The organism is Ideonella sp. (assembly GCF_036277275.1).
Taxonomy (GTDB): Bacteria; Pseudomonadota; Gammaproteobacteria; order Burkholderiales; family Burkholderiaceae_C; genus Ideonella.
The window spans coordinates 108,505-121,948 of the sequence record NZ_DASUNH010000104.1 but is presented as its reverse complement, the minus strand read 5'-3'; the positions used below and the strand labels follow the sequence as shown (position 1 = coordinate 121,948).

Genomic DNA, 13,444 nt, shown 5'->3' with positions numbered 1-13,444 from the left:
TCTTTCGGGGATCGCCGAGAAGCAAACAATCGCGCGTCCCGGCGCATTGGTAGTCTCGTCGCGGGGCCGCGTGCGCGTCAGTGCGGCAACGCACACAGCGGCCCGCCCGAGCCTCGGCTCAGTCAGGGGCCATGCGTGGGCGCGGCTTGCGCGCCAGCACGTTGAAGCCGAACACCGGGCGCAGGTCGTCGGTCACGCCCACGCGGTGGCCATGGGCGTCTTCGAACACCGCGGGGTTCGCGGCGAAGCCGGAATCCGCCACTTCGCGCTGAAGCTCGGGCAGGGTCGTGTAGTGGGTGACCAGCCGCCAGCCGCCGGCGAAGAAAGGCGCCACGGCCCAGCCGGTGCCGGCCTCGAGCAGTGCCCGGCCGTGCCAGTAGCGGGTGGTGTGGGTGGGCACGCGTGCCAGCGCACCCGCCCATTGCAGCGTGTGGCGCAGCCACGCGCCCGGTCGATCGTCGGCCGGCGGCACCAGCGGCAACCACGGGCGGTAGCGCGCAGCGGGACCGCTCGCGTTCAAGGTCGAGAACCAGAAGGTGCCGCCCGGCACCAGCACGCGCCAGGCTTCCGCCAGCACGCGCAGGCGGTCTTCGTGGCTGACCGAGTCGATGCCGTGGTAGCTGAACACGACCAGCGCCTTGCTCTCGCTGGCGAAATCGCCGAGATCGCGTGCGTCACCCAGGCGAATGTCGGCCTGCGGGTGGTTGGCACGCGCGGCCTCCACCATCGCCGGCAGGTAGTCGATGCCGACATAGTCCGTGCTGAGCGACTGCAGCAGGTCCACCGTGCGGCCCGGGCCCACGCCCAGGTCGAGGATGGGGCGCTGGTGCATCTCATGGGCGAGCAGCCGATAGGCGGCCCGTTCACCTTCGTCAGTGAAGCCGCACTGGGCGGCCATGCCGGCGACGGAGCCGGGCTCGGCATACCAGGCCCGGTTGACCCGGTCCAGCAGGTCGGCGTTCATGACGCTGAGCCCTCAACCCCGTATGAACAGCTGGGAGATTGCATGGCGTGGCGCTCCGGCGGCGGCGGCGGCGATGGTCGGATTCTGGACTGACGGGTCGCCCCACGGATCAATATCAATGCCCTTCGTCGACTTCGGCCTATGTCGCCCTGCCTTCAGAATCCGCCACACAGGCCGACGCAGCGACCGCGCCCGCCCCAGGAGCGGGGCGGCGAGACGGTGGCTCGAAGAAGGCATAGGCGCTGTGCTGCTGCCTGGCCTGCAGCATCGCGCTGCACGCCCCCGCCAGCATGCCGGCGGCCCCGGTGGCAGAGGCGGCGCCGTGGGCGATGCCGACACTGGGGTTCACGTGCAGCCACAGGGTGCCGACCCGCACGGGGGCCGCCATGGCATCGACCATCTTGCCGGCGACCTGGCCGAGCTGCTGGCGGTCCATCGCGCCGACCACCAGGCAGCCGAACGCCTGGAAGCCAATGCGGCTGATCACATCGCTCGAACGTACCGTGCGGCTCAGCCGGGCGGCGGTGATCTGCAGCACGCGATCACCAACGTCGGGCCCATGGATTTCCGCGATCGGCCCGAAACCATCCAGATCGATCGCCAGCAAAGCCAACGGCGTGGCGGCTTGCCCGTCGGCAGCCAGGACCTGCTCCAGCTGTTGCCGGAACAGCCGGCGTTGGGCCATCGGGGTCTGGTGCTCGCGCGATGCACGCGGTGTCAGCAGGCGAGCCACACGCTTGCCGGCCGGCCCATCCGATGGCTCGGGGCGAGCCTGCGCCAGCGCGGCCTGTGGGGGCACCGTCACTTGTTCGAGTCGATGGCAGTGGCGCAGTTCGCGCAACAAGGCCTCGTTCAGCAGGTTGATCGCCGACGCACACTCGAGCACACCGATCTGGATCTCGGCTCGTGCATCGCTCACCGGCAAGCCGGATTCAGTCACCAGGCGCTGCCCGACGATCTGTCGCAGCCTCAGCGGCACGGCGTTCAGTACGTCGCTCCACTCGGCCAGATGCTCGTCGGTGGGGCTCTGCAGCGGGATGCGGCTGCCCTCACTGGCGGCAGGCACGGTCGTCCGAAAGTCACCGTTCCGTTGGAAAGCAACGTGGACCGTCGGCCGGCGATGGTTCGAAATCAGCATCATGGTGGAGTTGCCGGCGGCAGCGGGCCGCCGGCAGGCGCCTCTTGTAGCGCGGTCGTTCGAACCGGGTCGGTGCGCCAGCGCACACCCCCGTCACAAGCGACCGGTGAGCAGCAGCACGAGAACGACCACCAACACCAGTCCGAGGACGCCGCTCGGGGCGTAGCCCCACGAGGCGCTGTGCGGCCAGGTCGGGATCGCACCCACCAACAGCAAGACCAGCACGATCAGCAAAATGGTACCGAGGCTCATGAACTTTCTCCTGCCAAGAAAATAACTCCAAAAGTGCCCGGATCATGGGGTGACCCGTCACCGTCTGGCGGACTGACCGCCCGACCGGCCCGCGCACCGTCATCGTGCGGTCATGCCTGCCAGGCTAGCCATGCGCGGCGCCAATGTCTGTGCGCTGCCGAACACGAAGGGCTGGTGGCAAAACTCGATCCCGGTGTTGCGCCCACTGGAAGGACGCCGTGAAAACCGATGCACAACTGCCGGCACCGTGAGCAAGGTCCCGCAGTGGATCCAGGGCGTCCAGGTCGCGTGCACAGCGTGGTCGACCGGATGACGCTGGTGGTGTGAGCGACCGGGCACCTCAGCGCACGTGGCGCGCGTAGGCCTGCCGGTCGGCGGCATAGCAGCTGCACGCGGCGGCTTCCAGGCCACTGCGGTCGAGCACCCTCACCTCGCCTCGGCGATAGGCGATCAAGCCGGCGCGTTGCAGTGAACAGGCCGCCACGGTGACCCCCACGCGGCGCACACCGAGCATGTAGGCCAGGAACTCGTGGGTCACATGGAAGTGGTCGGCGTGGGCGCGGTCCTGGCTCATCAACAGCCACCGCGCCAGCCGCGGCCCGATCAGGTGGTAGCGCAGGCAGGTGGCCGCCGAAGCGAGCTGGGCGATGCTCACGTACAGGTACCGGTCCAGGCCTTTTTGCAGCGCGTCGTTGCGTCGCAGCTCGGCCAGGAAGCTGCCCGAGTCGATGCGCCAGGCGGCCCCGGCCCCTTGCACCAGGGCGCGCAACGGTGCGGTGGGCACCCCGAGGGTCAGCGGCGCTCCCAGCATGCCTTCGCGGCCGACCATGCCCACCTCGAGCCCCGGATGGCCATCGATCACGGCCACCAGAGAGATGAATCCGTTGACCGGGAAGTAGACATGGTGAATCACCTGGTCCGCTTCGCACAGCACCTCGGACAACACCAGTTCAACCGGCTCGCACAGCGCCAGCAGATGTCGGCGATCCTGGCGAGGCAGTTGTTCGATCAGGTGGTTCTCGGCGTGCGGCACTTTGACTTGGGCGTGGGCAGAATTTGGCCCGATCGTCCATTACGGCCAGCGCGAGTCAGAAGGCCCCGGGGCCCCCGACCCGGCTGATGCTCCCGCAGGGTCGATCGGTGCTGCGAGTCTCGCTTCGCGCCCCTTGCCCATCTGTCTGCCAGCGCACATAGGCGCCCGAAATAGGCGCCCGAAATTCAAGGCCGGTGAAATCAGGTGGCCAGCATGTCGGGCAGCAAACGGGCGTACTCCTTGCGGACCACCTCGTAGCATTCGCAGGTCCTGGCCTCCAGGCCCGCACGATCGAGCAATTGGATGCGCCCACGGGCGTAGCTGATCAGGCCGAGCTTCTGCAGCTTCAGCGCTGCTTCGGTGACGCCTTCGCGGCGCACGCCCAGCATGTTGGCGATCAACTCCTGCGTCATCACCAACTCGGTGCCTTCGAGCCGATCCAGGCTGAGCAGCAGCCAACGGCACAGCTGCTGGTCCAGCGTATGGTGGCGGTTGCAGACGGCCGTCTGCGCCATCTGCGTGATCAGGGCCTGGGTGTAGCGCAGCAGCAGGTGCATCACCGGTCCGGCCCGGTTGAACTCTTCTTTCATCGAACTGGCCTTCAGCCGGAACCCCTCACCGGCGCTTTGCACCACCGCGCGGCTGGGCGTGGATTCACCGCCCATGAACAACGAAATGCCGACGATGCCTTCGTTGCCAACCACCGCGATCTCCGCCGACGCGCCGTCTTCCATCACATACAGCAGCGAAACGATGGCGGTCGTGGGGAAGTAGACATGGCTCAGCGGACGGCCGGACTCGTAGATCACCTGGCCGAGCGGCAGGCTGACCCACTCCAGCTGCGGCAGCCAACGCCGCCATTCGGCCTCGGGCAGCGCTGCGAGCAGCCGGTTCTGGCGGGGAGATGTCTGGGAGTTCATAGGCTGCGGCACGGGTGAGGCGGCAAAGGAAAGCTCGCCAACCCGCATGGCCAGCAACGCATGCCGAATGGTAAGAAGGTCAGCCTACTCCATATGTTCGGCAGCGAACAGACTCCAGCGCGCGAAGCAGCTAGGTTCCGCCGGTGAACAGGTGTCCAGTCGGACGCCAGCACGCCAGCGTGAAGGAGAGGCATGGGCCCGTTGTCCCTGGAACACAGCAAGGCGGCCTGCCGGCCCGATGGATGGCCGCACGGCCCTGTCGTGGTGAGGTGGGCGTCATGAACACTCCGCCCATGGCCGAACCGGCCTGGACCACCTCATCGTTCGGCGACGCCCCCGGCGTCTCGCCCCGGGAGTTGACGGCACTGCGCGAGCACGCAGCACACTGCCGCAGCGCACCTGTGGGCTTGTTCGTGTTGTGGTGTGGCGCCGAGGCGATGGCCGGCTTTGTCGCCGGGCGCCAGGTCACCACGCTGGCGATCCTGGCGGCACTGGCTGCCATCGTGTCGTGGTGGGCTTAGAGCCCAGTCACACGACGCAAACCCGTGCGCACGTCTAGCGTCGTTGCAAATCCTCGCGATGCCACCGGGCATCGCTGTGGTTTTGCGCCTACCCGGACGACGACATCCATCGGTTTCCCCAAATTCCGCCCAGCATCAAACACTGCACCAGGCGCCGCATCGTGAGCCGCTGGCACATCCCCGCACCCTCACTGCAACGCCTGCTGCCAGGGGCCTCGCCGCAACTGTGTCGCCTTCTGGATGGCCGGCACGGGCCGCTGGGGCCTCCGATCCGCGCCGAGATCTTCGGCCCGCACCGGTTTGCGCAGCATGGCCGAAGCCTGGCCGAGACCCACCGCGCCGAGCGGGGGGGCTGGCGTGCGGGCACCTTCTTTCCGCGCCTGCGCAGCAACATCCTGACGCTGCGCGAGGCGCACGGTTACATCGCGGTCCAGGCGGCCACCGGGCACGACGTCAGCCCGGCGGCCGAATGGCTGCTCGACAACTTCCACCTGATCGAGGCACAGCTCAAGGAGATCCACGAGGGCCTGCCGCGCGGCTATTTCCGCTCGTTGCCGGTGCTGCAGGCCGAGCCGCTGGCCGGTCTGCCGCGCATTTACGGCGTGGCCTGGGCGTTCGTGGCCCACACCGACGGCGGCTTCGACGAGGACCTGCTGGTGCAGTTTCTCGGCGCCTACCTCGACGTGCGTGAGCTGAACCTGAGTGAGATGTGGGCATTGCCGACCACCTTGCGCGTCGTGCTGATCGAGAGCTTGCGTCGCCTGGCCGAGCGCGTGGCCGCGCAGACGGCCGCGCGCGAGGTGGCCAACCTGTGCTGCGACCGCCCGCAGGATCACGCGCCGCCGGTGCTCGACGCGGTGCATCGCCTGCTCGAGCGGCGTGGCGTCGGCCTCGAGTTCGTGGCGCAGGTGGCGCAGCGCGCGCACGACGACGGGGCGCCGGTCTCGCCCCTGCTCGCCTGGCTGGCGAAAGCCCTGCCGGATCCAGTGGCCACCCGTGCGCGCCAAAGCGCGGACCAGACCGCCGACAACCTGAGCGTGAGCAACGCCGTGACCTCGCTGCGCGCGATCGGCGACGCCGACTGGCCCGACCTGGTGGCCCGCACCAGCACGCTGATGCGCCTGATGCTGCGCTCGCCGGTGTTCGAGGCCGAGCAGGTCGCCACGCGTGACCAGACGCTGCACGGCATCGAGCGCCTGGCGCTGCGCAGTGGCCACGGCGAACGGGCTGTGGGCGAGGCGCTGCTGGGCTTGATGCAGGGCCCCGCTGGTGACGAGGGACCAACGACCACGGCGCAGCACTGGCTGTTGGGTGCCGGCCGGCCGGCGCTGGTGCATGCCCTGGGGATGAACGAACACACGGCACGGCGCTGGCAGGGCGCGGTGCGCCGCGGCACCTGGCCGGTCTACGGCAGCGCGTTGCTGTTGGGCAGCTTCGGCGGCGTGGCCTGGTTGTTGTCGCGTCATGCCGAGCTGCTCGTGGCCGCGCCGGGCTGGCTGATCGGGCTGGCCGCGGTGCTGATGCTGCTGCCGGTTTCAGAGGCCGTGATCGCGGTGGTCAACCGGCTGATCAGCGAATCGGTTCGGCCCCAGCACCGGCCGCGCCTGACGCTGGCCGGCGGCGTCCCGCCGGGACACCGCGTGATGGTGGTCATCCCGGCCCTGTTGACCGATTCGGCATCGATTCGTGGCCTGGCGCGGCGTTTGCGCCTGCACCATCTGGCCAACCCCGAGCGGCATGCCCAGTTCGCACTGCTCAGCGATGACCTCGATGCCGACACGGCGCAGCGCGCCGGCGATGCGGCCTTGCTGGACAGCGCCATCGAACAGATCGACGTGCTCAACGCCAGCCACCCGGCCGACCCAGGTGCCCCGCCACGCTTCATCTTGCTGCACCGTGAGCGGCGCCACAGCCTCAGCGAGCGGCGCTGGATCGGCTGGGAGCGCAAGCGCGGCAAGCTGGAGCAGTTGATCGCGGCACTCGCCGATGGCGACTCGGCGGCCTTCGTCGACCTCGGCGAGGCCTCACGCATCGCACCCAACACGCGCTACATCGTCACGCTCGACAGCGACACCCAATTGCCACCTGGCCGGTTGCGCGACCTGGTCGGCGTGGCCGCGCACCCCTACAACCAGCCGCGGCTGGACGCCAGGGGCCGGCGGGTGATCGGCGGCTACGGCATCTTGCAGCCGCGCATCGTCACGCCGCTGCCCAGGCGCGGCGAGGCGACGTTGTTCCACTGGCTGTTCTCGGGCCAGTGCGGCATCGACCCGTACAGCGTCGCCACCTCCGAGGTCTACCAGGATCTCTTCGGCGAAGGCAGTTTCACCGGCAAAGGCTTGCTCCATGTGCAGACGATGCACGCCGTGCTCGGTGGGCGCCTGCCGGAAGGCCGGGTGTTGAGCCATGACCTGATCGAAGGCTCGATGGCCCGTTGTGCCGCGGTCACCGACGTTACGGTGATCGAAGAGGCGCCCTTCCACGCCGACGTGGCCGCCTCGCGGGTGCACCGCTGGATGCGCGGCGATTGGCAATTGTTGCCCTTCATGGTCCAGCCGGCGCGCTACCCGCTGAAGGCGGTCAACCGCTGGAAGATGTTCGACAACCTGCGCCGTTCGCTGGTGACGCCGGCCTCGCTGGGCTTGCTGCTGCTGGCCCTGAGTGGCGTCATCGTGTCGCCGTGGATCGCCTTGGCGCTGGTGCTGGCCGCCTTTGCCGCAGGGCCGATGTTGGGCGCCGCCGCCGGGTTCTTGCCCCGCCGCGACGACGTGGCGCGGCTGCACTTCTTCGCCCACGCCGGCATCGAGCTGGTGCGGGCGTTGTGCGGTGGCGTGTGGCACCTGGTTCTGCTGCCGGCCCAGGCGATGGCCAGCCTGGACGCGATCGGGCGCGCCCTCTGGCGCATGGGCGTCAGCCGCCGCCACCTGCTGCAATGGACGACCGCCTCGTCAGCCCAGGCCGCACTGCGCACCGGCTTTCGCGCCACGCTGCGGCGGCACGCAGGCGAAACCGGCCTGGCGCTCGGCCTGTTCGCAGCGCTGTCGGCGGCCGGTACGCCGCACATGGTGCTGGCGGCCGCGCTGTGCGCGCTGTGGGCTGCAGCACCGGTCTGGGTCTGGTGGGGCAGCCGGCCGCGCGCCAGTGATCCCGAGCGGGGGCTGTCGTTCGACGAACAGGCCTACCTGGCCGGCGTCGCGCGCGACACCTGGCGCCTGTTCGAGCGCTGTGTCGGTCCCGACGACAAGCACTTGCCGCCCGACAACCTGCAGACCTTGCCGCACGAGATGGTGGCGCACCGGACCTCGCCGACCAACATCGGCCTGTACCTGCTGAGCGCGGCCTGCGCGCGGCAGTTCGGCTGGATCACGTTGCCCGAGCTGCTGTCACGGCTAGAGGCCACGCTGGCCACGCTGCTGACGCTGCAGCGCCACCGCGGTCACTTCCTGAACTGGTACGACACACAGACCGGCGCGCCGCTGCTGCCGATGTACCTGTCCACGGTGGACAGCGGCAACCTCTGCGGTCACCTGCTCGCGACGGCCGAGGCTTGCCGGGCGTTCGCCGCTGCCCCGACCGGCGGCGACGACGAGATCGACCTCGCCAGGCTGCAGACGGTGGCCCAAGACTTCGAAGCACTCGCCTGGGCGCCCGACTTCGGCTTCCTGTACCACCGCCGTCGCCACCTGTTCCACATCGGCTACCGGGTCAGCGAGCAGCAGCTCGACGCCGGCTTCTACGATCTGTTGGCCTCGGAGTCGCGCCTGACCAGCCTGCTGGCGATCGCCAAGGGCGACGTGCCGGCCAGCCACTGGGTCGCACTGGGGAGGCCGTTCTTCGCGGTCCGCGTCACGGCCGGGCTGCGCTCGTGGTCGGGCTCGATGTTCGAGTACCTGATGCCCAGCCTGGTGCTCGACGAGCCAGCCGGCAGCGTGCTGCATGATGCCAGCCGCACCGCGGTGCGCGAGCACGTTCGCTTCGGGCGCACCCGCGCGGTGGTCTGGGGCGTCTCGGAATCGGCCTACGCCGGGCGCGACCACACGCTGGCCTACCAGTACTCGCCGCAGGGCGTTCCGCGGCTGGCCCTGCGTCGCACGCCGCCCGAGGAATTGGTGGTCGCCCCCTACGCCACCGCGCTGGCGGCACAGATCGACCCGCGCCGCGCACGGCGCAACTTCGCGGCACTCGAAGGGCTCGGCGTCCGAGGGGTCTACGGTTTCATCGAGGCGCTGGATTTCACCCACGCCCGACGCTCCGGCGTCGATCCCTTCGCGCCGGTCGCCACCTTCATGGCGCACCACCAAGGCATGAGCATCGTCGCGCTGGCCAACGTGCTGCTGGGCGGCGTGGTGCGGCGTTGGGGCATGGCGCACCCGCGCATCGAGGCGGTTGCGTCGCTGCTGCACGAACGCGCGCCGCGCGAGGTCTCGCGTTTGCACGCGCCGCTGCCGGGGCCGCCGCCGTTGGCGGCAGAGCGGCGGGCCCCGGGCCTGCTGCGCGAAGTGCTGCCTGGTGCGGCCGCGCTGGAGCCGACCCACGTGCTGTCGAACGGCCGCTACAGCGTGACGCTGCGCGCCAACGGCGCCGGCAGCAGCCGCTGGGGGGCAACCGGCATCACCCGCACGCGCGACGACGCGCTGCGCGACGCGTGCGGCAGCTTCTTCTACCTGCGCTGGGACCGGCAGCCACGACCTGTCTCGATCACCCAGCACCCGGCGCCCGATGCGGCGGCGCAATACCGCAGCGTCTACCACGCCGACCGGGTCTGCTTCGACGCGTCGTGGCCCGATGTGCAGGTGCACTGCACCGTCTGGGTCAGCCCCGAAGACGACATCGAGTTCCGCCAGATCGAGCTGCACAACCTCGGCGATCGCTGCCTGGAGATCGAGCTGATGTCGGCCTTCGAGCTCACGCTGGCCGAGCCCCGCGCCGACGAGGCGCACCCGGCGTTCTCGAACCTGTTCGTGCGGGCCGCCTGGCAGCCTGCTCACCGGGCCCTGCTGTTCGAGCGCCGTCCGCGGCTGGCCGGCGAGCCGGCGATGCATGCCGCGCATTTTCTGGCCGACGGCGACCCGCCGCCGGAGAGTCTGCGCGTGCAGACCAATCGCCAACGCTGGCTCGGCCGCAACCGCGCGCCCAGCCGGCCGCTGGCCTCGTTCGACCCGCTGCCACCGCCGGCGCCTGGCGGTAGCGATCCCACGAGCATCACGCTCGACACCGGCCTGGACCCCGTTTGCGCCTTGGCGGTGCAATTGCGCATTGCGCCTCGCGGCCAGGCCACGCTGACTTTCGCGACCGCAGCGTCGGACCATGGCCCCACCTTGCAGGCGGTGATCGACAAGTACCGCCAACCCAGCCACGTGCAGCGAGCGTCGCTGATGTCGGCCACGCTGACCGGTATCCGACTGCGGGCGTTGAACGTGGCGACCGCGGACTTTGCCGTCGTGCAGTCGCTGACGACCGCGCTGGTGTTGACGCTCACGCGCCCACCGGCCCGGGCCGTGATGGCAGACGACGCAAGGGCGCCGGCCTGCGACCGGCGCCTGCTGTGGCGCTTCGGCATCTCGGGCGACCGCCCGATCCTGCTCGTGTCGGCCGGCGTGATACAGGGCCTGGGCTTGCTGCGCTCGCTGGCGCAGGCGCTGCGCCTGTGGTCGTGGGGCGGCGTGGCCTGCGATCTGGTGGTGGTGAATGCCGAGCCTGCCTCGTACCAGATGCCGGTGCAGCACGAAATCGCCGCGCTGCGCGATCACCACGCGGCTGAAGAAGCCGCGCGGCATGGCCCGGCGCTCACCGGGCTGTATGCGCTGCATGCCAACGAGCTGTCGGCCGACGAACTGAGTACCTTGCAGGCGCTGGCGCGCGTGCGCATGCAGGCTGATGGCCGGCCCCTGACCCACCATGTGAGCGAATGGGCCGAGCGCCACGAGCGGGCTTTCGAATGGCGGCATTCCACGTCGACGCAAGCCGTTCCCCAGGTCACCAGCGCCGGCACCGCGACGCCACTGCGCACCGGCGACTTCGTGCCCGGCTCGGGCGACTTCCGCTTCGACGTCGGCGCCGGCAGCCGACCCTCGCGCCCGTGGGTCAACGTGCTGGCCAACCCGACGTTCGGCTGCCAGGTCTCCGAGGCGGGTGGCGGCTACACCTGGGCTGTCAACAGCCGCCTGAATCAGCTCACCGCCTGGTCGAACGACCCGGTGGCAGACACGCCGTCCGAGTGGTTCCTGCTGCAGGACCTGGACACGCGCGAGGTGTGGAGCGTGGCACCGTCGGCCTGGGGCGACGCCGTCGCGGTCTACCGCATCAACCACGGCCAGGGCCACAGTCACATCAGCCACCGACGCGGCGAACTCGAGGTGACCGCCTCGTGGTGCGTCGATGCGACCCACGCGGTCAAACAAGTGCGCATCGTCGTGAAGAACCATGGTTCGCACACCAGCCGCCTGCGGCTCGTGGGCATCGCCGAGTGGATGATGGGCTCGAGCCGCGCCGACCGCGCCACCGTCCGCACCAGCCTGCTGCGCCAGCGCCTGCCGGCGCACAAGCTGACAGCCCTGTTGTGCACCCAGCACGAGCGCTCGGCCGGCTTCGGCATGGGCACCGCCTTTCTCGGCGCGGCGGGACCTGCCGACGAGCAGGAAGACTGGAGCTGCGACCGGCGCGAATGCTTCGATGCCCGCGGGCGCCTGGTGCTGCCCGATCATTTCGGTCGCCGCAGCGGCGCCGGGCTCGACCCTTGCGCCGCGCTGTCGCTGCAGCTCGGCGTGGCGTCGGGTGAGTCGGTCGAGCGGGTGTTCCTGCTCGGTTATGCCGACAGCCCGGCGGCCGCGCGCCAGCTGGCGACATTGGCCGCCGCACAAGATGCCGGGCACCGCCAGGCCCAGGCCGACGCCAGCTGGGACCGGTTGCTCAACGCCACCACCGTCCGCACGCCGGACCCGCTGTTCGATGCGATGGTCAACCGCTGGCTGGTCTACCAGACCGTCGCCTGCCGCATGTGGGCCAAGGCGGGCTTCTACCAAGCCGGCGGCGCCACCGGCTACCGCGACCAGCTGCAGGACGCGATGGCGCTCGCCTGGGCGGCGCCCGAGCGGCTGCGCGAACAGATCGTGCTGGCCGCCTCGCGCCAGTTCGCCGAGGGCGACGTGCAGCACTGGTGGCACGCGCCCACCGGCGTCGGCGTGCGGACGCACTTTTCCGACGACCTGCTGTGGTTGGCCCACGCCTGCGTGCACTACCTGCGTGCGACCGGCGACACGACCGTGCTCGACGAGCGCGTGCCCTTCCTCGAAGGAGCCGCCGTTCCCGCGGGCGCCGAGGACCTGTACGAAACGCCCACGGTGAGTGCCGACGACGCCACCGTGTACGAGCATGCGGCCCGCGCGATCGACCACAGCCTGCACGTCGGCGTGCATGGTCTGCCGCTGATGGGCAGCGGCGACTGGAACGACGGCATGAACCGCGTCGGCCATGAAGGGCGTGGTGAATCCGTCTGGCTGGGCTGGTTCCTTTGCCGCCTGGTGGCCGATTTCTCGCCGCTGGCGCATGCGCGTGGCGACGGGCCGCGTGCGCGACGCTGGGAGCAGGTCGCCCAGTGCTGGCAGGCGGCCCTGCTGGGCCCGGCCTGGGACGGGCAGTGGTTCAAGCGCGCCTTCTTCGACAGCGGCCAGGCCCTGGGCTCACATGCCAACCCCGAGGCCCGCATCGACCTGATCGCACAGGCCTGGGCGGTGCTCTCCGGCGTCGCCCCACTGGACCTGCAGCGCCGCGCGATGGCGGCCGTCGAGGTGCTGCTGGTCGAGCCCGAAGCCGGCCTGATCCGCCTGCTCGACCCACCACTCGTGCATGCGGTGCCGAGCGCCGGCTACATCCAGGCCTACCCGCCGGGCGTGCGCGAGAACGGCGGCCAGTATTCGCACGCCGGCGTGTGGGCGTTGATGGCCCGCGCCGAGCTGGCCAAGGTATTGCCGGGCGCCGATGACTCGGCCTACCGGGACTTCACCTGGCTGAGCCCTGCCCACCGCGCCGCCCACCCGCTGCACGGCCAGGCCTATGGCCTCGAACCCTATGCGATGGCCGGCGACGTCTACAGCCAACCACCGCATGTGGGCCGTGGCGGTTGGAGTTGGTACACCGGCGCCGCCGGCTGGATGCACCGCGCCGCGATCGAGGCCATCTTCGGCCTGCGTCAAGGGGCGCACGAGCTGAGCTTCATGCCGTGCCTGCCGTCGCACTGGAACCTGGCGGAGTTGACGCTGAGGCGAGACAAGCTGGTGCTGCATTTCGTTTTCGTGCGGACCACCGAGCTTGCCGCGCTTGCAGCCGCGACCGCCGCGGTCGACCTGCCGGCCGGCGAGCCGGTGCGCCTGCTGCGACGAGGCGAAGGGCTGGCCTGGTCTCAGGTCGGCCACTGCGCCAGCTTCGTCATCCCGCTGCTGGGCCGTGCGATGCCCGAATCGGCGCCCAGCAGCCTGCCCGTCACGGCAGAGTCGTAGAGGCTGCACGGCGCACCGGCAAAGCGATGGGGTGATCCAAGAGCGACCGCCCGTCGAAGGCAGGCTGGCACGCGCGCGCCCTGCCCGCTCAGTGCGCCAGCGGCACCAGCAGGCTCGCGGT

General features: G+C 70.0%; 7 protein-coding genes. 2 read left to right on the top strand and 5 right to left on the bottom strand.

Going from position 1 to position 13,444, the window contains the following annotated elements; genetic code table 11:
* Positions 1-118: 118 nt before the first annotated feature.
* The 5 genes from VFY73_RS17860 to VFY73_RS17840 form a co-directional block, all read right to left on the bottom strand.
* Complete coding sequence (locus VFY73_RS17860) at positions 119-964, bottom strand: class I SAM-dependent methyltransferase (protein WP_329721215.1); 846 nt, start codon at positions 962-964, stop codon at positions 119-121.
* A 139-nt stretch (positions 965-1,103) separates the two neighbouring features.
* Positions 1,104-2,030 carry a GGDEF domain-containing protein gene (locus tag VFY73_RS17855; RefSeq protein ID WP_329721213.1) on the bottom strand — a complete coding sequence of 309 codons (927 nt, stop codon included), beginning with the start codon at positions 2,028-2,030 and terminating at the stop codon, positions 1,104-1,106.
* Between the two features lie 165 nt (positions 2,031-2,195).
* Positions 2,196-2,354, bottom strand: coding sequence for a DUF3309 family protein (locus VFY73_RS17850; RefSeq protein WP_329721211.1), 159 nt, complete (start codon positions 2,352-2,354; stop codon positions 2,196-2,198).
* A gap of 340 nt (positions 2,355-2,694) precedes the next feature.
* Positions 2,695-3,387: a Crp/Fnr family transcriptional regulator gene (locus VFY73_RS17845; protein WP_329721209.1), complete on the bottom strand. Its 693-nt coding sequence runs from the start codon at positions 3,385-3,387 to the stop codon at positions 2,695-2,697.
* Positions 3,388-3,587: 200 nt separating this feature from the next.
* Entirely contained in the window at positions 3,588-4,307 is a 720-nt protein-coding gene (locus VFY73_RS17840) for a Crp/Fnr family transcriptional regulator (RefSeq protein WP_329721207.1), read from the bottom strand.
* Positions 4,308-4,585: 278 nt separating this feature from the next.
* On the opposite strand from VFY73_RS17840, the gene VFY73_RS17835 reads away from it, so the two are divergent.
* Positions 4,586-4,828 carry a hypothetical protein gene (locus tag VFY73_RS17835; protein WP_329721205.1) on the top strand — a complete coding sequence of 81 codons (243 nt, stop codon included), beginning with the start codon at positions 4,586-4,588 and terminating at the stop codon, positions 4,826-4,828.
* 161 nt (positions 4,829-4,989) lie between these two features.
* On the top strand, positions 4,990-13,323 hold the full coding sequence (locus VFY73_RS17830) for a GH36-type glycosyl hydrolase domain-containing protein (RefSeq protein WP_329721203.1): 8,334 nt from the start codon (positions 4,990-4,992) through the stop codon (positions 13,321-13,323).
* Positions 13,324-13,444: the final 121 nt, after the last annotated feature.